Raw genomic sequence first — 18,409 nt, forward strand, 5'->3', positions numbered from 1 at the left:
ATTGTTTTTTCGCAATCCGGTAAATGAAATGAATGGTCGGGAAAATGAAATTGATTTGTAGGCATTCGAATACAGCTCTGCCGGGGCGTCGAAAACGCTGCCGAGATGGCAAATCCAGGCAAAAAGCATCTGTTTTTACGGGTTTTTTGCGATCGTCCGAGACATCATTTCGTGCATGTATTAATTTACAAAATCACTACTTCATAATGCTTATGTAAGGATATCGGGGCGATGAAAAGTGATAGATAAATACGCGTGTCACGATTGAAAATAAGAATGATATGCATCCATGCTTCAATATAAAATCGTTTCCGAATCCAAATAGGAGAGGCGACACAGGGAGACGAACGGCGACTTGTCTGTCGATGGGTGCAACTTTGAGGTGGCGGTATGGCTAATGTGAGATTGGCAAAGCGATTGAGAAGTTTGCCTTCGCTGGATTTCCTGAGAGGCTTCGAATGCGCGGCGCGCCATTTGAGCTTTACGCGTGCGGGGCAGGAATTGAGCGTCACGCAATCTGCCGTCAGTCGCCAGGTCAAGGCGCTCGAGGAGCAGCTCCGGATCGAGCTCTTTCACCGGCACATCCGTTCACTGACGCTGACCGACAAGGGACGGGAGTTGTACGACGCGATCTCGTTCGCGTTGTCCGACCTGGAATCGGTGATCGGCAAGCTGTCGTCGAGCGTCGGCCAGCGCTCCATCTCGTTGTCGACCACCGTGTCGTTCGCGGCGCTGTGGCTGATTCCGCGCCTCGGTTCATTCCGCGCCAGCTATCCGGACATCGATGTGCGCGTGTCGGCAACGAGCGAAATTGAAGATCTTAAGCGCAAACGTTTGCACCTGGCCGTCCGATATGCGGGGCCGTATACGTCGACCGACGAGACGGAGGTGCTGTTTCGCGAGCGCGTCGTGGCCGTGTGCAGTCCGAGCCTGATGACGGCGGCGGGCGACGCCGCGTCGATGAAGCCGGCCGACCTCGACAAGCACGTGCTGCTGCATCTCGACGATCCGCGCGGCGAGTGGCCGTGGCACGGGTGGAGCCATCTGCTGAAGGAACTCGGCGTGCCGCGCCTGCGGCCGGCCGGTGCGCTGCATTTCAGCCAGTACGACCAGCTGGTCCAGGCCGCGGTCGACGGGCACGGCGTCGCGATCGGCAGGCGGCCGCTGGTCGACGGGCTGCTGAAGCAGGGGCGGCTCGTCGAGCTGTTCCCGCATTGCACGGTTGCATCGGGCAGCTACGTGCTCGTGCAGAACCCGGATGCGTGCAACGAATTCGATATCGCGGTGCTGACCAACTGGCTGCTCGAACAGGCATGCCATCCGCTCGCGTCGAACCAGGATGCCGCCGGCAGCAACGTGCTGCCGATGTATCGCGTCGGATAGCACGGCCGCCCGCCATGCTTCGTGCGGTTTCGTGCGTGTCGCGCCGCCGCGCGTGCGGTTCCGTCATGCGCAACACCTGCGACCTGTGCGATGATGCGCCGCTTCGCGTTCGTTGCAGAACGCCGCCGACCGCGGCGCCCGGTTCCGGGTCACCGCCGCGTCCTGATACCCGGAGACGACATGCCCGCACACATCATTCAAGGCAGCACGCTGCATTACCAGGATCACGGCACCGGGTTCCCGGTGCTGTTCGGACACAGCTATCTGTGGGACGCGGCGATGTGGGCGCCGCAGATCGATGCGCTGTCGCGTTCGTACCGCGTGATCGTGCCGGACCTGTGGGGGCATGGTGCATCGGGCGCGCTGCCCGACGGCACGCAGACGCTCGACGATCTCGCCGCGCACGCGAGCGCGCTGCTCGATGCGCTGGAGATCGAACAATGCGCGGTCGTCGGGCTCAGCGTCGGCGGCATGTGGGGCGCGCGGCTCGCGTTGCGCGAACCGCGGCGCGTGCGTTCGCTCGTGCTGATGGACGCGTCGCTGGAGGCCGAGCCCGAGGCGACCCGGCTGCGCTACTTCGGGATGCTCGATGCGATCGCGGCGGCCGGCAGTATCGTGCCGCCGCTGCTCGACGCGATCGTGCCGCTGTTCTTCCGTCCCGACGTCAATCTGGCCGACCCGGTGCCGACCGCGTTCCGCGCGGCGCTCGCGAGCCTGCCCGCCGACCGGCTGCGGCAATCGATCGTCCCGCTCGGCCGGCTGATCTTCGGTCGGCCCGACACGCTGTCGGCGCTGGCCGCGCTCGACGCCGAACGCACGCTGCTGATGTGCGGCGCGGGCGACATGGCGCGCCCGCCGTCGGAAACCGTGAAGATGGCGAGCGTGATCGGCTGCGCGCATGCGCTGGTGCCGGACGCCGGCCACATTTCGAATCTGGAAAATCCCGCGTTCGTCACGCGCGCGCTGCTCGACTGGTTCGACGCGCAGCAACTGCCGTCGAACTGACGAACGTGTGTATGGCGACGCCAGCGCATGCCGCACGGCGTCGCGTCACGCCAGACTGCATCACGCGCGTTCGCCGGCCGGCGTGAACTTCCTGCCGGGTACACGGGCTTCGTCCGCATGCCCGCGCACGAGGCTCAGCGCTTCCGCGCGGCTGGCCACGCACGGCCCGGAGCCGGGCAGCGGCTGCCGCGCCGTCTCGCGCAGCGCGAGCACCGACACGATGCCGATGAACGAGGCGCCCATCAGGTAGTACGCGGGCATCATCAGGTCGCCGGTGCGATCGACCAGCCACGCGGTGACGAGCGGCGTCGTGCCGCCGAACAGCGACACCGACACGTTGAAGCCGATCGCGAGCGCGCCGTAGCGGATCCGCGTCGGGAACAGCGCCGGCAGCGCCGACGGCATCACGCCCGTGAACGTCGACAGCAGGATGCCGTAGATCAGCATCCCGCCGAACACCGGCAGCATGCCGCCGGTGCGGATCAGCATCAGCGCGGGCACCGACAGCACGAGCAGGCCCACGCAGCCGGCCATCATCACCGGCTTGCGGCCGACCTTGTCCGACAGGTGCCCGGCGTACAGCGTCATCGGCATCATCAGCACCATCACGAGCAGCACCATGAACAGCCCGTGCGATTCGCGGAAGTGCAGCGTCGCGGACAGATAGTTCGGCAGGTACGACAGCGCCATGTAGTCGGTCACGTTGAAGATCAGCACGAGGCCGACACACTGCAGCAGCGGCTTCCACTGTTCGGCGAGCAGCGTCGCGAAGCGTTGCTTCGGCCGCGCGCGTTCGTCCGCTTCGCGTGCTTCGGCCTCCTTCCTGAACGCAGGCGTTTCCTCGAGTTGCAGCCGCACGTAGAGGCCGACGAGGCCGAGCGGGCCGGCGATGAAGAACGGTACGCGCCAGCCCCACGACAGCAGCGCTTCCTGAGACAGCGTTGCGGTGAGCAGTGCGACGGTCGCCGCGCCGAGCGTATAGCCGATCAGCGTGCCGAATTCGAGGAAGCTGCCCATGAAGCCACGGCGCTTGTCGGTCGAGAATTCGGCGATGAAGGTGGCCGCGCCGCCGTATTCGCCGCCGGTCGAGAAGCCCTGCACGAGGCGGGCGACCAGCAGCAGCACGGGCGCCATGATGCCGATCGACGCGTAGCTGGGGATCAGGCCGATCGCGAAGGTGCCGACGGCCATCATGATCATCGTCGCGGCGAGCACGCGCTGGCGGCCGATGCGGTCGCCGAGCGGGCCGAACACCATGCCGCCGAGCGGGCGCACGAGAAACGCGGCCGCGAACGTGCCGAAGGTCGCGAGCAACTGCGCGGACGGGCTGCTGGACGGGAAGAACACCTTGCCGAGCGTGACGGCGATGTAGCTGTAGACGCCGAAGTCGAACCATTCCATCGCATTGCCGAACGCCATCGCACCGACTGCCCGCTTGAGGACGGCAGGGTCGACGATCGTGATGTCATCCAGCTTGACGGACTGGCGCGAAGATCGCGATTTCGCAGGGTGCGCTTGCGACGGGCTCAATGAACTCTCCTGGAATTGCCTTGGCAGCCGGCCGGGCTGGAATGCAGTGGAGTCGTGCGGGCCGAGGAGCAGCGAAGGCGGATGTCTCGGGGGCCTCGATGTCGGTGACGTGACGTGCGTTGCGGGCGACACCGGGCAAGTGTGTTGTGAGAACCAGTTTAGAGAAACGGGTGCAGCCGACTATCGGTCATGCGCCCGGAACCCGGTTGTAAACGACACGGAAGGAACGGTGGCTGCCCATCGTTTCGATGCTCATCAACATCTGCAATCGTTGGCAACGTCGGGTGGAAACCGGGGCAACGCGCACGAGATGAACAAAAGCCATCTGCCGCCGTCTTTGGTGGTAGCGTAGCGTCTCCCGATCGGCCATGACGCAACAGACGATCACTATCAACGGGCGCTGGTGCCGGATAACGGCAGCATCGACTCGCCAGAGGTACTGTCGCCCGAGGCCGGGTGTTGCGATGTCCCGCGAGACGTTCGCACTGCCGCTCGATGGCGGGGCGATCCCGGTTACTTGTTTTTCTCGATTCTCGATGATGACGCTATCCAAGCTCACTGCATGCGCATGGGTCCTCGTCGCGACCGTCGCCAACGTGACGTATGCCCGCGATCTGGACAAGCGCGACCCTGACCGCGCCCCTATACTGGCCGCCGTTCACCGGCTGAACGACCGCGAACCGGACCTGAAGGATTACCACTATTTCGTGGTCGATCTGATCGAGGATCGAGATGCCGCCTTCGCATGCGTGGCATTGACGGATAAGGGCGGCAGCCTGGAGATGACGGATGACCAGGCCGAGATCATGAAGTTCGCGCTGGACAAGCGCAGCGCGCAATGGGTCGCAACCGATCTCGGCGGCGCGGGATTTGCAGCCGGTGCGAAGCCGGTGCAATCGGATTGCAAGGTGGAAGGCCGTATCGTCAACACGCGCGATGATGTGAACATCGCGTTGAAGGCAACGGGGCACAAGCCATTCTCCCCGCGTTGACCGCGGAGAGTGCCCGGGAGACCGACAGGCCGGTGGCGACTTGCCGGATCTGAGGGTTGCCGCGACGGCTGTCGTTACGTATTCGCGGAAACCTCCGCCGCGGAAGTCACGGCCGCGCCCGCCGACTCATCGGCCAGCGCCCAGCGCTTCACGAGCGTCGCGATCACGAGCACGGCCACCGCACCGGCCAGCGGCGCGACGGCCATGATCGGAAGAATCTGGCCGAGGCCCAGCCCCGCGCTCAGGAGGGCCGCACCGGCAAACGCGCTGCCGATCGCGCCCAGCCGTCCGAACGCATGCATCCAGCTCAATCCGGTCGAGCGCGCGACGGTCGGGTAGAAGCGCGCGGTCAGCGCGTTCATGCCGGTATTCGTGCCGGGAATGAACCATCCCCACGCAAACGCGAGAACCTGCAGCGCCCCGAACGTCGACTGCATCCCGTGCACGGCCCACAGCGACAGTGCCGCCAGGCAAAAACTCGCGGCGATCACCCGGTAGCGGTCGAAGCGATCCATCAGCCAGCCGATCGCGACCGAGCCCAGCGTGCCGCCCCAGTTCAGGAAGCCGACCATGATCGCGCCCTGTGCGCTCGTATAGCCGGCGTCTTTCGCCATCGTCGGCAGCCAGTTGTACAGCAGGTAAAGGACGAACAGCCCGACGAAGTAGCACAGCCAGATCAGGACCGTGCCTGCGATATAGCGTGTCGACAGGATCGTGCCGATCGCGCCGCCTTTCACCTTCGGTTGCGCGGGCAGGAAGAATCGCGTGTCGGCGGGCACGGGCGTGCGGCCGATTGCGGAAAGGATCTTCGCGATCAGTTCGGGACGGTTGTTCTGAACCGTCAGGAATGCGACTGATTCAGGCAACCACAGCATGAGAAGCGGCACGCATGCGACGGCCAGCGCACCGCCCACGGTCAGCATCGTGCGCCACCCGTAGCTCGGGATGATCCATGCCGCGATGAACCCGCACAGCGCGGCGCCGACCGTGAACCCGCTGTACACGACCGTCACGAGAAACGAGCGCCGGCGCTCCGGCACGTACTCGGACCACAGCGTCACGACGTTCGGCATCACGGCGCCGAGGCCGAGCCCGGTGACGAAGCGGATCGGCAGCATCGTCGCGAGCGACGTCGCATGCGCGGTGGCCAGCGTGCCGACGCCGATGATCAGCACGCTCGCGACCAGCACGCGCTTGCGTCCGAACCGGTCGGCGATCGGGCCGCCCAACAGCGCGCCGGCCGCCAGACCGAACAACGCGGCGCTGAGCACCGGCGCCAGTGCGCTCTTCGTGACGCCCCATTCCTTGATGAGTTCCGGCACGACGAAGCCGATGATGACGGTATCCCAGCCGTCCAGCGAGATCACGACGAACGTGAGCAGCCCCACGAGCCACTGAAACGGGCTGACGGCGCGCGCGTCGATGAATTCCCGGACGTTGACGGATCTTCCTGCTGCCGGCATGGCTGTCTCCTGCGATGGGGCTCCGCGCCCTTGCATTGGCGTCAGTCGGTACCCGACGCGATGCCCCGCAGTGTTCGTGCGCCGAAATTCCGCGTCCAACAAGAAATTCCGTTCGCCGCGACAACGAAACGTTATCGGTCGGCCGCGGGCTCCGGGTACCCCGGTATCCCTTGACCGAGCTTCTCCAGCAGAAACTCGGCGACGACCGTGACCGCCGGCGGCAGAGGCGGGCGGCTCGTATAGACGAGCTGCAGCCCGAGGCCCGGGCTCGATCGCCGATAGGACGGCAGCACGCGCACCAGCTTGCCTTGCTCGATCGCCGGTTCGGCGATCAGTTGCGGCACCAGCGCGATGCCGAGCCCGGCGATGCACGCCTGCACGACCACGCGCATGTCGTTGACCGAGAAACGGCCGTCGATCGAGATTTCCTGCGTGCCGCGCGGCCCCTGCAGGCGCCACATGCTGCGCCCCTGGCGGCTGGACACCGTCAGGCAATCGTGACCGGCCAGTTCGCGCGGCGTGCGCGGCGCGGCGCACCGTTTCAGATAAGCGGGGCTGGCGGCGAGGATCATCGTACCCGGCGCGATCCGGCGCACGCGAAAGCTGCCGCCCGTCTCGATGCCGATGCGCAGCGCGAGGTCGATGCGCTCGCCGATCAGGTCGGACGGCGTGTCGTCGAGCAGGAAGTCGAGGCTGATTTGCGGATAGCGCGCATAGAACTCGGCCAGCCATTCGAACTGGAAAAATTCGAACAGGCCGGCCATTGCCGCCACGCGCACGGTGCCGGATGGTTCCTGCCCGTGCGCATGCTGCCGCTCGATCTCGAAGATCCGGTCGAGCGCCGGCGCATAGCGCTCGAATAGCGCCTGGCCTTCGGTGCTCGGTGCGAGCTTGCGGGTCGAGCGGTGCAGCAGGCGCGTGCCGATATGCCCCTCGAGCTGGTCGATGCGCCGGCTCAGCGTATTGGCCGGCATGCGCAGGCGCCGCGCGGCCTCCGAGAAACTGCCGGCCCGGACGACCTGGACGAACAGCGCGAGATCATTCAGATCGAGCATCGGATTCCTCCAAAAATGGATTAATCAAATCCTATTTATCCGTCTAGTGTAAAGCAGCTTCCATCTCCATACTGGCCTCACGCTACAGACGAACCCCCTGAAGTCTCAAGGAGATTGAATTGAAGAAGCATCTGACGATCGCGATTGGCGCGCTCGCTGCATCGCTGTCGCTTTCCGCATTCGCGGCCGCATCGACGTACCAGCTCGATCCGAGCCACACGTACCCGAGCTTTGAAGCCGACCACATGGGCGGCCTGTCGGTCTGGCGCGGCAAGTTCGACAAGTCGGGCGGCACCGTGACGCTCGACCGCGCGGCGAAGACGGGCACGGTCGACGTGACGACCGACATCACGTCGATCCGCACGGGCAGCGCGAAGCTCGACGAGCACCTGCAGACGGCCGAGTTCTTCGACGCGGCGAAGTTTCCGCAGGCGAACTACAAGGGCACGATCAAGTTCGACGGCGACAAGCCGGTATCGGTGGTCGGCAACCTGACGCTGCATGGCGTCACGAAGCCGGTGACGCTGAAGATCGACTCATTCAATTGCATGCCGCACCCGATGCTCAAGCGTGAAGTGTGCGGCGTCGACGCCGTCGGCGAATTCGACCGCAGCGACTTCGGCCTCGACTACGGCAAGCAGTACGGCTTCCGGATGAAGACGAAGTTGCTCATCACGGCCGAAGCCCTCAAGCAGTAATCGCGTCATCCCGTTCGGAGATTCCTCATGAAACTGCTGCATATCGATTCCAGCATCCTCGGCCAAGGCTCGGTCAGCCGCGAACTGTCGGCGGATATCGTCGCGACCTTGCGTGCTCGCGATCCCGGCCTCACGGTGACGCGACTCGACCTCGCCGCGACGCCGATCGGCCATCTGACGGCCGGTCACCTCGCCGCCGCGCAAGGCGCGCCGGTTGACGACGCGCTGAAGGCGGACGTCGAGATCGGCCAGCACGCGCTCGACGCATTCCTCGCGGCCGACATCGTGGTCGTCGGCGCGCCGATGTACAACTTCGGCATCGCGTCGCAACTGAGGGCGTGGATCGACCGCATCCTGGTGGCCGGCAAGACGTTCCGCTACGGCGAGAACGGGGCGGTCGGTCTGTGCGGCGCCAAGAAGCTGGTCATCGCATCGTCGCGCGGCGGCGTGTACAGCGCAGGGGCGCCGGTGGCATCGCTCGATCATCAGGAAACCTATCTGAAAGATGTGCTCGGCTTTATCGGCGTCACGGACATCACGTTCATTCGTGCGGAAGGCGTCGCGATGGGGCCGGACAAGCGCAGCGACGCCATTGCATCGGCGAAGGAAGCGGTAGCGGCCCTCGCAGCCTGACGCGCCGGGCCGGATGCCGGTCACAGGAGAACCACCATGTTGCATGCCTTCGAATCTGGTCCGGGGACCATCGGCGCCTGCCGCCGTATCGTGCTTCGCACGCATGGCCACGCGAACGGGCCGGTCGTCCGGATGGTCAGCCCGTCCGATGTCGGCGAGATCATCAAGCCGTTCGTCTTTCTCGACCTGATCGACACGCAGGCGCCGATCGGGCAGCCGTCCTTCGGCTGGCACCCGCATTCGGGCATCGCGACGCTGACGCTCGCGATCGACGGGCACGGCACCTATGCGGAATCCACCGGCCATGAAGGCGCGATGGCACCCGGCGACATCGAATGGATGAGCGCGGGGCGCGGCGTCTGGCATACGGGTTCCGTGGTGCCGCCGGTCAAGGCGTTCCAGTTGTGGGTTGCGTTGCCGCCGGGGCGCGAGCTGGCGCCGGCGTTCAGCCAGCACTTGTCGATCGACGACATCCCGACCGACGGCCCGGCGCGCGTGCTGCTCGGCCGTCATGGCGACGCGGTCAGCCCCATCGATGCACCGCCGGGCATCAACTATGTCGTCGTCCAGCTGAAGGCAGGCGAGCGCTGGATCTGCCGGCCGCCGCACGGGTATCGGGTTGGCTGGACGGCGGTGATGGACGGCAGCCTGCGTACGCCGGATCCGGTCGGCCAGGGCGAACTGGCCGTGTTCGACTCGTCCGACGCGGGGATCGAATTCGAGGCCGTGACCGACGCGCGCTTCGTGGTCGGTACGGCGATTCCGCATCCGCACGATCTGCATCTGGGTGCCTACTCGGTGCATACGAGCGCCGCCGCGCTGGCGGAAGGCGAGCGCGAAATCGTGCGCGTTGGCCGCGAACTACGCGCCAGGGGTGTGATGCGCTGAGTTGACGGAAGCCGTTTCACGGCGACGCATCGTCCGCCGCTTCGATCCGGCGCAGAACGATCACTTCCCCTCCGTCCGCTGAAACCCGACGGGCCGGCGCATTCCCGCATGCGCCGGCCTTCGCGCGTTTAGGTGTTTATACGTATGCCGATTCCGATATCGCTTCAATCCAATATTTCATTGGAAGGTTATCGGGCTTGTTCCTAGACTGATGCGGGGCAGGCAGACCGGGCCGGCCGCACGCGCCGGCCGGCGCAGCCCCGATCCGCGCCAGCGCCACGCAGAAACAGAACAGCGCCGCGGCAGACAACGACATCATCGGAGACGGACCATGACATTCATCAGGAAGCTGGCGGCCGGTGCGCTCGTCGCCGCGGCGACGGTATGGGCGCCGGGCGCGTTCGCGCAGCAGAGGCCGATCACGCTCGGGTTCTCGCAGGTCGGCGCGGAGAGTGCGTGGCGCACCGCGAACACCGTGTCGGTGAAGGGCGCGGCGAAGGACGCCGGCATCAACCTGAAGTTTTCCGATGCGCAGCAGAAGCAGGAGAACCAGATCCGTGCGATCCGCTCCGTGATCGCGTTTTCTCCGGTCGTCGAGTCGGGCTGGGAGCCGGTGCTGACCGAAGCGAAGGCCGCGCACATCCCGGTGATCCTGACCGACCGCGCGGTCGACGTGAAGGATCCGTCGCTGTACGTGACGATGATCGGCTCGGACTTCCTCGAGGAAGGGCGGCGCGCGGGTCACTGGATGGAAGAGCACTACAGGAACGATGCCGGCCCGATCAACATCGTCGAGCTGCAGGGCACGGTCGGTTCGGCACCGGCCAACGATCGCCGCGCGGGCCTGCTCGAAGTGATCAGGAGCAATCCGAAATTCAAGGTGATCGCGTCGCAAAGCGGCGACTTCACGCTCGCCGGCGGCAAGCAGGTGATGGAAGCGTTCGCGAAGACCTACGGCAAGCAGATCAACGTCGTCTACGCACACAACGACGACATGGCGCTCGGCGCGATCCAGGCGATGGAGGAAGCGGGGATCAAGCCCGGCAAGGACGTGAGCGTCGTGTCGTTCGACGCGACGAAGGGCGGCTTCCAGGCGATGGTCGCCGGCAAGATCAACGTCGATGTCGAATGCAGCCCGCTGCTCGGCCCGCAACTGATGAGCGCCGTGAAGGACGTCGTCGCCGGCAAGACGCTGCCCAAGCGCATCGTGACGAACGAGACCGTGTTCCCGATGAGCGTCGCGGCGCAGGTGATGCCGACCCGCAAGTACTGACCGGTCCGGCCGATCCGGCACGGGCCGCCGCGCCGCGGCCGCCCGGACGATGGCAACCGCTTCGAGGGAGGATGCATGGAGAGTCCGCCGGTGGTCGAGATGATCGGCATCGACAAGTCGTTTCCGGGCGTCAGCGCGCTGCAGCGCGTGAACTTCCGGCTGTTTCCGGGCGAGATCCACGCACTGATGGGCCAGAACGGCGCGGGCAAGTCGACGCTGATCAACGTGCTCACCGGCGTGCATGCGCACGACGCGGGCGAGATTCGCGTCGGCGGCCGGCCGGTGCGCTTCGCCGCGCCGCGCGAGGCCGAGGCGGCCGGCATTCAGACGCTCTACCAGGAAGTGAACCTGTGCGCGAACCTGTCGGTCGCCGAGAATATCTTCGCGGGCCGGCAGCCGATGCGCCGAGGCGCGATCGACTGGAACGCGATCCATGCGCGCTCGCGCGCGGCGCTGGCCGAACTGGACCTGACGCTCGACGTCACGCGCTCGCTCGATGCCTATCCGATCGCCGTGCAGCAGATGGTCGCGATTGCGCGCGCGGTGTCCGTCGACGCGCGCGTGCTGATTCTCGACGAACCGACATCGAGCCTCGACGACGGCGAAGTCGTGCGGCTGTTCGACGTGCTGCGCCGGCTGAAGGCGTCGGGCATCGCGATCCTGTTCGTCACGCACTTTCTCGAGCAGACCTACGCGGTGTCCGACCGGATCACCGTGATGCGCAACGGCGAGCGCGAAGGCGAGTATCGGGCGCGCGACCTGCCGGTCGATGCGCTGGTCGCGAAGATGACCGGCCGCGAACGGATGTCCGACACGCTGCAGGCCGGTGCGGCGGCGGTCGAGCGTACGGCCGGCGACGCCGTGCCGTTCCTGTCGATGCAGCAGGTCGGGCGGCGCGGGATGATGAACGCGCTCGATCTCGACGTGCACCCGGGCGAAATTGTCGGGCTGGCCGGGCTGCTCGGCTCGGGGCGCACGGAGACCGCGCAGCTGGCATTCGCCGCCGAGCGGCCGGACATCGGCGCGATCGAGATCGACGGCGCGCGCAGGCGGCTCGCCTCGCCGCACGACGCGGTCCGCCACGGTATCGCGTACTGCCCGGAGGATCGCAAGAAGGAGGGCATCGTCGCCGCGCTGTCGATCCGCGAGAACATCATCCTCGCGCTGCAGGCGCGACGCGGCTGGTGGCGGCTGATCGGGCGCGCGCGCCAGCGCGAGATCGCCGATACGTACCTCGTGCGGCTCGGCATCAAGGCGCACGACGCCGAGCAGCCGATCGGGCTGCTGTCGGGCGGCAACCAGCAGAAGGTGCTGCTCGCGCGCTGGCTCGCGACGGATCCGAAGCTGCTGATTCTCGACGAACCGACGCGCGGCATCGACGTCGCCGCGAAGTTCGACATCATGGAGCGCGTGCTCGCGCTGTGCGCGACCGGGCTCGCGATCCTGTTCATCTCGTCGGAGATCGGCGAGGTCGTGCGCGTCAGCCACCGGATCGCGGTGCTGCGCGACCGGCGCAAGGTCGCCGAACTGACCGGCGCCGACGCATCCGAGGAGCAGGTGTACCGGCTGATCGCGGGAGGCCAGTCATGACGCGGCTGCGCACGCTGTTTCGCCATCCGCTCGCGTGGCCGGCGCTGACGCTCGCACTGCTGTTCGCGCTCGACGTCGCGCATCGTCCGGGCTTCCTGTCGATCGCGCTGCTCGACGGTCATCTGTTCGGCGCGCCGATCGATATCCTGAACCGCGCAGCGCCGCTCGTGATCGTGTCGCTCGGGATGACGCTCGTGATCGCAACGCGCGGGATCGACATCTCGGTTGGTGCGATCGTCGCGATTGCAGGCGCGGCCGCGGCGATCGTGCTCGATGCGGACCCGTCGCGGGTCGGCACGGCACTCGCGGCCGCGCTCGGCGTCGGGTTGCTGGCCGGCGCATGGAATGGCCTGCTCGTCGCGTTCGTCGGGATGCAGCCGATCATCGCGACGCTGATCCTGATGGTGGCCGGGCGCGGCGTCGCGCAACTGCTGACGGGCGGCCAGATCATCCCGATCGGCGCGCCGGGCTACCTCGCGCTCGGCGGCGGCTATCTCGCGGCTGTCCCGTGCGCGGTGTGGATCGCCCTCGCGACGATCGCCGCGGCCGCGCTGCTGGTGAACCGCACGGCGCTCGGGCTGTTCATCCGCGCGATCGGCGTGAACCCGGTCGCGACGCGGCTCGTCGGGCTGCGCTCGGGCGCGGTCGTGTTCGGCGTGTATCTGGGCTCGGGCGTGCTGTCGGCGCTCGCCGGCATCCTCGCGAGCTCGAACGTGCGCAGCGCCGACGGCAACAACGCGGGGCTGCTGCTCGAGCTCGACGCGATCCTCGCCGTGACGCTCGGCGGCACGTCGCTGCTCGGCGGCCGCTTCAGCCTCGCCGGTTCCGTGCTCGGCGCGCTGATCATCCAGACGCTCACCTACACGACCTATTCGATCGGTGTGCCGCCGGAGGCGACGCTCGTTGTCAAGGCGGTCGTCGTGATCGTCGTGACGCTGATCCAGTCGGAGGCGGCGCGCGCGCTCGTCGTCCGGCATGCGTCGCGGCTGCTGCCTTCCGCGCGTTCGCGCGCCACCTCCGGAGCGACGCACCGATGACCCGATTCCTTGGCCGGCTCGCCGACCCGCGTACGCTGCCGATCGTCGTGACGATCGTGCTGTTCGCCGCGCTGTTCGGTTTCGGGTCCGTGATGTACACGGGATTTTTCTCGATGCAGGTGCTGACCGGGCTGCTCGTCGACAACGCGTTCCTGCTGATCGTCGCGATCGGGATGACGTTCGTGATCGTGTCGGGCGGCATTGACCTGTCGGTTGGCTCAGTGGTTGCGCTAACAACCATATTGTGCGCAGTCGGCGCCGAGCGGCTGCACTGCCCCGTGTGGGTGATCGTGCCGCTCGTGCTGACGTTCGGCGCGCTGTACGGCGCGGCGATGGGCGCGCTGATCCATTACTTCCGTTTGCAGCCGTTCATCGTCACGCTCGCCGGGATGTTTCTCGCGCGCGGCGCGTGCTTCCTGATCACGACGCAGTCGATCACGATCAACGAACCGACGTTCCATGCGATCGCGGGCGTCAGCGTGCCGGTCGGTGGCGGGATGCTGAGCGCGGGCGCGCTGATGGCGCTCGCGACGCTGGCCGTCGCGCTCTACGTCGCGCATTTCACGCGTTTCGGCCGCAACGTGTATGCGATCGGCGGCAACGAGCGCTCGGCGCTGCTGATGGGGCTGCCGGTCGCGCGTACGAAGATCGGCGTGTATGCGTTGAGCGGCTTCTGTTCGGCGCTCGGCGGCGTGGTGTTCACGCTGTACGTGCTGTCGGGCTACGGATTGCAGGCGCAGGGGATGGAGCTCGACGCGATCGCCGCGACCGTGATCGGCGGCACGTTGCTGACGGGCGGCGTGGGCTATGTCGCGGGCTCGGTGTTCGGTGTCGCCATCCTCGGCACGATTCAGGTGCTGATCACGTTCGACGGCACGTTGAGTTCGTGGTGGACGCGGATCGTGATCGGCGCGCTGCTGTGCGTGTTCTGCGTGCTGCAGCGGGTGATCGAACGGCATGCCGCGCGGCGGCGCACCGGCGGCACGGGGCTGGGTACGCGGCAACCGGCGCGCGACAGCGCGCCCGCGCGGCGGGCATCGCCGGAGGAACATGCGGCGCGGGTTGCAACGATGCGGCGGCTGCAGGGCGGCCGATCATGATTCCGCGAGGAGAACGGCATGACGCGCAATGACGTGACGGCGAGCGGTGCCGGTACGCTGGCCGTCGAGCCCGGCCGCCGGCCGCTGCTCGACCTGGGCGATGCGCGCGACTGCCGGATCGTGGCCGATGCGCTGCGCGTGCTGCTGCGCGAGCGCTCGGAAGCGCTGGCGTTCGCGATGCGCGTGGCCGACGAGCATGGCCGCCCGCGCCCGGAGGCGGGCGAATTCGGGTTGACCGACATCATTCGTCTCGCCCGCGTCGTCGAACGGGCCGATCGGCAGCGATAGCGGACTCGGGTTGAAACGCGCGAGCGGCGCTGCGCCGTCAGGCCGCGCCGGCTGAGCCTGTCTCGGCATCGAATGACGCATCCGCGACGCGTGCGCGTTTCACCGAGCCGGCCAGCTTCTCGATCGCGGGCAGGTCCAGTGCCTCGAGGTGTTCGCGCACGTGCTGCGCGAAGGCTTCGTAATCCGGCGCATCCGCAACCTGGCCGAGCCATTGCTCGATATCGGTGAGCCGCCCGTCGCGGGCGAGCCGGATCAGTTCGTCGAGCGCGTCGTCGGGCGGGCCGTCCATCGCGGGCGCGGCGCGTTCCGGCCCGGTATCGTCGCCCGGATGAAGCCGCCGGACGAGCTCCGACGCCGGCACGAGTGCATGCCCGACGGCCGGCGCGACGATCGCGAACGAGAACGCCGTGCCGACGCCCGGCTGGCTGGCGACCGCCAGTTCGCCGCCCATGGCGCCGACGATGCGCTGTGCGATGAACAGGCCGAGCCCGGTTCCGCCGTTCACGGCCTGCACCTGCTGGTACGCGCGGAAGATGTCGCGGGTGCCGCTGATGTCGATCCCGATACCCGTATCGGCGACCTCGAACAGCAGGCGCCACGCATCGCCTTCGCGCGCCGCATGCACCGACAGCGTGACGGTGCCGTCGCGCGTGAACTTCGACGCGTTGGACAGCAGGTTCAGCAGCACCTGCTGCAGCCGCATCCCGTCGATCGACACCGTGCGCGGCAGCGGTGTGGCCGGCCGGTAGACGAACCGGTTGTCCTGCTGCGCACACAGCGCGAGCGCGTAGTGGCCGAGATCGTCGAGCAGGCCGGGCAGGTCGGTCGTGTCGGGCGTCACGCCGAGCGGCTGCAGCTCGGCCTTCGTGAACGCGAGCAGTTCGTCGATCAGCGTGAGCTGGTAGCGGATGCTGCGGTCGATCGACCGGATCAGCCGCGCCTGGCTGTGCGTCGCGCTCTGGAGCAGCAGCTTCGCATAGCCGTTGATCGTGGACAGCGGCGCGCGCAGGTCGTGACTGACATAGCCGAGCGTCTCGATCTTCTGCTGCATGTGGGTCGTCACCTGTTGCAACGCGTCGTTGAGCGCGACCGTGCGTCTCGCGACTTCGTCGCGCAGGCGATCCTGTTCGGTGAGCTGCCAGTGTTCGAGCCGCTTGCGCGCCTCGGTGCGCTGGCGGCCCACGTGGTGGATCCACGCGGCCAGCACCAGCAGGTGCGTGGCAAGCCCGACGATCGCGATGACCGGGTTCGGGTAGATGTCGGACTTGAGCCAGAACAGTACCGGCGGCAGCGCGTTCATGCCGTCGAGCACGCGGATCAGCATGTTGAAGGTGGCGATCGCGATCGCGATCAGCATCACGCGGCCGGTCGGCGTCCGGCGGATCGCGAGCAGCAGCGCGAGGCTGATGTTGACGATCCCCAGCACCGCGTTCAACCGCAGGCAAAACCACGTGAAGGTCAGCAGGTCGCCGCCTGCGGCGCCCGCCATGCCGATGCATTCGAGCGCGAGGAACGCCATGTAGATCGCGCGCAACGGCAGCCTCGCCTGCTCACGCCGGGCGACCATCAGGATGAAGGCGATGAAGCAGGCGACAGCCACGTACGCGAAGATCACCTCGCCGCGCGCCGACCATTCGCGCAACGCGGGCGGCAACGCCATTGCCGTATAGCCGCGGTATGCCGCTTCGAACAGCGTCGTACCCAGCGCCAGCGCGGCCAGGACGTGGAACACGCCGCTGCGCGAAAAGAACCCGATCAGCAGCGCGCACCACGCGAGAGCGAGCAGCCCACCGAAGAAACCGAAGTCCCACATCGTCGCGCGCCGTTCCAGCGCATCCCAGGCCGCACGGGTGAATGCCGCCGGCGCGAGCCGCATTTCCTTGCGTGACGTGACGCGGATCAGCACGGGGAGGCTTTCGCCGGCGGGCAGCGTGACGTCGAGTGCCGGGTAGCGCGCGGGCGGCGCGGTGGCATCGCCGCCCGCGCCGGTGGCCGGGAAACGGCTGTCGAGCGTCCACCGGCCGTTCTGGCCGACGTAGAAGTCGGCATGGTCGACGCGTGCGTCGCGAATTACCAGTACCAGCGGGCGTGCGGCGCTGTCACGGTTGACCAGCGTCGCGCGGACCCACCATGCCGACCGCGAGAACTCGACGTTGAACGTCGATGCGCCGGCCGCAGCCGCGTCCCGCCCCGGCTCGGCGATGCGCGCGGCGACCTGCTCGGCTGTCATCGTCGTGCTCGCGTCCTCGAACACCGACACGGCGTCCAGTTGCGCGGGATTCGGCGCCGAGGCCGCGCGGGCCGTCGCGCAGGTGACGGCCAGTGCCATCAGAAGCAGCAGCACCGCGCGCCATCCGGCTGCCCACGCCGCGCCGCGACTACGCATCGGGATGATGCCCGCCGGGCGTGAGCGGCGCGTTGATCGCATGGCGCTGGCGCCGCCAGTCGGACGGCGTGATGCCGAAGCGTTCGCGGAACGCCGTCGCGAAATTGCCGGGCGTTGAAAAGCCGATTTCCTCGGCGATGTCGCCGATTCCCATCGATGTCTCCGCGAGGAAGTGCATCGCGGCGCGCAGGCGCGTGTCGCGCAGGTACTCGAACACGGTCTGGCCAAGCTGGTCGCGGAACACGCGCGACAGCCGCTTTTCGTGCGTGCCGACCTGCCGGGCGAGTTCCTCGAGCGCCGGCGGATAGCGCAGGTCGCGCAGCAGGACTTCGGCCGCCGCGCGTACGAGGGCCGCATCCGGGTTGGCGGGCATCTCGGGCAGGTGCGCGAACGGCTGGCTGCGCCGCGCGCGCTTCAGGTGGTTGCGGATCCGGGCCAGCACTTCGATCGGCTCGAACGGCTTGACGATGTAGTCGATCGCGCCGGTTTCGAGCCCCGCGATGCGATCCTCGAGATCGCCCGCGGCCGTCAGGATGATGACGGGGATGGACTGCGTCGACGGTGTCGACGCCAGCAGCCGGCATGCAGCGAAACCGTCCATGCGCGGCATGCGGACGTCCATCAGGATCAGGTCGGGCGCGATCGCCTGGGCGCGGTGATACGCCTGCAGTCCGTCGAACGCGACGCTGATCCGGCATCGCGCGGCACGCAGGATTTCGGTCAGGAGCCGCAGGTCGTTCGGGCGATCGTCGACGACAAGAATATGTGCGTCAGCGAGATCCGGCGTGGAGCGAAGCTGCGCCGGGCTGGACGAGCGGGATGACATGGTGGCGGGCGCGGTGGAAGGGTGTTCAGTCGGATCGAAAGCAGCGCTTTCTGCTCAATTGTTGCGAAAAATTATATGTCGACAACAGTGCCGATTGTGAGGATTCCGTGCGGCCCGTGTGGGCATATCCGGCGGGGCGCTGCGCGGTTTCGGCGCCGACGCCGGGTCGAACGAAATGGAGGTGGAAAAACATGCCGAATTGCATTTCGATATCGGTCTTTATTTCCGGATTTTATCGATTGTAGAATCGAATTGGCCCGCG

The 18,409-nt window shown here is 66.9% G+C and carries 16 protein-coding genes; 11 read left to right on the forward strand and 5 right to left on the reverse strand.

What is annotated here, in order from left to right; translation table 11 throughout:
* The first annotated feature begins 390 nt into the window (after positions 1–390).
* Together BLA15945_RS10925 and BLA15945_RS10930 are read left to right on the forward strand one after the other, a co-directional pair.
* The gene (locus tag BLA15945_RS10925) at positions 391–1,383 is read left to right on the forward strand and encodes a LysR substrate-binding domain-containing protein (RefSeq protein WP_059241331.1); all 993 of its coding nucleotides are present in this window, start codon (positions 391–393) and stop codon (positions 1,381–1,383) included.
* Between the two features lie 180 nt (positions 1,384–1,563).
* Positions 1,564–2,388 carry an alpha/beta fold hydrolase gene (locus BLA15945_RS10930; RefSeq protein ID WP_174992324.1) on the forward strand — a complete coding sequence of 275 codons (825 nt, stop codon included), beginning with the start codon at positions 1,564–1,566 and terminating at the stop codon, positions 2,386–2,388.
* Between the two features lie 60 nt (positions 2,389–2,448).
* On the opposite strand, the gene proP is transcribed toward BLA15945_RS10930, so the two are convergent.
* Positions 2,449–3,918 (reverse strand): glycine betaine/L-proline transporter ProP, encoded by a 1,470-nt coding sequence (gene proP / locus BLA15945_RS10935; protein WP_174992325.1) that lies wholly within the window; start codon positions 3,916–3,918, stop codon positions 2,449–2,451.
* A gap of 464 nt (positions 3,919–4,382) precedes the next feature.
* On the opposite strand from proP, the gene BLA15945_RS10940 reads away from it, so the two are divergent.
* Positions 4,383–4,910: a hypothetical protein gene (locus BLA15945_RS10940; protein WP_174992326.1), complete on the forward strand. Its 528-nt coding sequence runs from the start codon at positions 4,383–4,385 to the stop codon at positions 4,908–4,910.
* A 74-nt stretch (positions 4,911–4,984) separates the two neighbouring features.
* Here BLA15945_RS10940 and BLA15945_RS10945 read toward each other — a convergent pair whose 3' ends face one another.
* The gene (locus tag BLA15945_RS10945) at positions 4,985–6,373 is read right to left on the reverse strand and encodes an MFS transporter (protein ID WP_174992327.1); all 1,389 of its coding nucleotides are present in this window, start codon (positions 6,371–6,373) and stop codon (positions 4,985–4,987) included.
* Between the two features lie 131 nt (positions 6,374–6,504).
* The gene (locus tag BLA15945_RS10950) at positions 6,505–7,428 is read right to left on the reverse strand and encodes a LysR family transcriptional regulator (protein WP_174992328.1); all 924 of its coding nucleotides are present in this window, start codon (positions 7,426–7,428) and stop codon (positions 6,505–6,507) included.
* A gap of 119 nt (positions 7,429–7,547) precedes the next feature.
* Here BLA15945_RS10950 and BLA15945_RS10955 point away from each other — a divergent pair, with 119 nt between their 5' ends.
* The 8 genes from BLA15945_RS10955 (at position 7,548) to BLA15945_RS10990 (ending at position 14,935) form a co-directional block, all read left to right on the forward strand.
* Positions 7,548–8,126 (forward strand): YceI family protein, encoded by a 579-nt coding sequence (locus BLA15945_RS10955; RefSeq protein ID WP_059241337.1) that lies wholly within the window; start codon positions 7,548–7,550, stop codon positions 8,124–8,126.
* 27 nt (positions 8,127–8,153) lie between these two features.
* Positions 8,154–8,759 carry an FMN-dependent NADH-azoreductase gene (locus BLA15945_RS10960; RefSeq protein ID WP_059241338.1) on the forward strand — a complete coding sequence of 202 codons (606 nt, stop codon included), beginning with the start codon at positions 8,154–8,156 and terminating at the stop codon, positions 8,757–8,759.
* Between the two features lie 36 nt (positions 8,760–8,795).
* Complete coding sequence (locus BLA15945_RS10965; RefSeq protein ID WP_174992329.1) at positions 8,796–9,647, forward strand: pirin family protein; 852 nt, start codon at positions 8,796–8,798, stop codon at positions 9,645–9,647.
* A 331-nt stretch (positions 9,648–9,978) separates the two neighbouring features.
* On the forward strand, positions 9,979–10,920 hold the full coding sequence (locus BLA15945_RS10970) for an ABC transporter substrate-binding protein (protein WP_174992330.1): 942 nt from the start codon (positions 9,979–9,981) through the stop codon (positions 10,918–10,920).
* Positions 10,921–10,995: 75 nt separating this feature from the next.
* Positions 10,996–12,510 carry a sugar ABC transporter ATP-binding protein gene (locus BLA15945_RS10975; RefSeq protein ID WP_059241341.1) on the forward strand — a complete coding sequence of 505 codons (1,515 nt, stop codon included), beginning with the start codon at positions 10,996–10,998 and terminating at the stop codon, positions 12,508–12,510.
* Positions 12,507–13,547 (forward strand): ABC transporter permease, encoded by a 1,041-nt coding sequence (locus BLA15945_RS10980; protein ID WP_059241342.1) that lies wholly within the window; start codon positions 12,507–12,509, stop codon positions 13,545–13,547. Before BLA15945_RS10975 ends, BLA15945_RS10980 begins: the two co-directional genes overlap by 4 nt.
* Complete coding sequence (gene yjfF, locus BLA15945_RS10985) at positions 13,544–14,647, forward strand: galactofuranose ABC transporter, permease protein YjfF (protein ID WP_174992331.1); 1,104 nt, start codon at positions 13,544–13,546, stop codon at positions 14,645–14,647. The genes BLA15945_RS10980 and yjfF overlap by 4 nt, the downstream gene beginning before the upstream one ends.
* 18 nt (positions 14,648–14,665) lie before the next feature.
* Complete coding sequence (locus BLA15945_RS10990) at positions 14,666–14,935, forward strand: hypothetical protein (RefSeq protein ID WP_174992332.1); 270 nt, start codon at positions 14,666–14,668, stop codon at positions 14,933–14,935.
* A 37-nt stretch (positions 14,936–14,972) separates the two neighbouring features.
* Here BLA15945_RS10990 and BLA15945_RS10995 read toward each other — a convergent pair whose 3' ends face one another.
* Together BLA15945_RS10995 and BLA15945_RS11000 are read right to left on the reverse strand one after the other, a co-directional pair.
* A complete protein-coding gene (locus BLA15945_RS10995) occupies positions 14,973–17,321 on the reverse strand; it encodes a sensor histidine kinase (RefSeq protein ID WP_174992333.1) in 2,349 nt (782 codons plus the stop codon).
* Complete coding sequence (locus tag BLA15945_RS11000) at positions 17,314–18,147, reverse strand: response regulator transcription factor (protein WP_059241346.1); 834 nt, start codon at positions 18,145–18,147, stop codon at positions 17,314–17,316. The genes BLA15945_RS10995 and BLA15945_RS11000 overlap by 8 nt, the downstream gene beginning before the upstream one ends.
* Positions 18,148–18,409 lie beyond the last annotated feature (262 nt).

It is taken from the genome of Burkholderia arboris (assembly GCF_902499125.1).
GTDB lineage: Bacteria > Pseudomonadota > Gammaproteobacteria > Burkholderiales > Burkholderiaceae > Burkholderia > Burkholderia arboris.

Bases quoted from the DNA above. Each gene is read 5' to 3' on its own strand.
- BLA15945_RS10960 (WP_059241338.1), top strand. From the start codon at position 8,154: ATGAAACTGCTGCATATCGATTCCAGCATCCTCGGCCAAGGCTCGGTC.
- BLA15945_RS10930 (WP_174992324.1), top strand. From the start codon at position 1,564: ATGCCCGCACACATCATTCAAGGCAGCACGCTGCATTACCAGGATCAC.
- BLA15945_RS10975 (WP_059241341.1), top strand. From the start codon at position 10,996: ATGGAGAGTCCGCCGGTGGTCGAGATGATCGGCATCGACAAGTCGTTT.
- BLA15945_RS10945 (WP_174992327.1), bottom strand. From the start codon at position 6,373: ATGCCGGCAGCAGGAAGATCCGTCAACGTCCGGGAATTCATCGACGCG.
- BLA15945_RS10950 (WP_174992328.1), bottom strand. From the start codon at position 7,428: ATGCTCGATCTGAATGATCTCGCGCTGTTCGTCCAGGTCGTCCGGGCC.
- BLA15945_RS10990 (WP_174992332.1), top strand. From the start codon at position 14,666: ATGACGCGCAATGACGTGACGGCGAGCGGTGCCGGTACGCTGGCCGTC.
- BLA15945_RS10925 (WP_059241331.1), top strand. From the start codon at position 391: ATGGCTAATGTGAGATTGGCAAAGCGATTGAGAAGTTTGCCTTCGCTG.
- BLA15945_RS10980 (WP_059241342.1), top strand. From the start codon at position 12,507: ATGACGCGGCTGCGCACGCTGTTTCGCCATCCGCTCGCGTGGCCGGCG.
- BLA15945_RS11000 (WP_059241346.1), bottom strand. From the start codon at position 18,147: ATGTCATCCCGCTCGTCCAGCCCGGCGCAGCTTCGCTCCACGCCGGAT.
- BLA15945_RS10940 (WP_174992326.1), top strand. From the start codon at position 4,383: ATGTCCCGCGAGACGTTCGCACTGCCGCTCGATGGCGGGGCGATCCCG.
- BLA15945_RS10970 (WP_174992330.1), top strand. From the start codon at position 9,979: ATGACATTCATCAGGAAGCTGGCGGCCGGTGCGCTCGTCGCCGCGGCG.
- BLA15945_RS10965 (WP_174992329.1), top strand. From the start codon at position 8,796: ATGTTGCATGCCTTCGAATCTGGTCCGGGGACCATCGGCGCCTGCCGC.
- yjfF (WP_174992331.1), top strand. From the start codon at position 13,544: ATGACCCGATTCCTTGGCCGGCTCGCCGACCCGCGTACGCTGCCGATC.
- BLA15945_RS10995 (WP_174992333.1), bottom strand. From the start codon at position 17,321: ATGCGTAGTCGCGGCGCGGCGTGGGCAGCCGGATGGCGCGCGGTGCTG.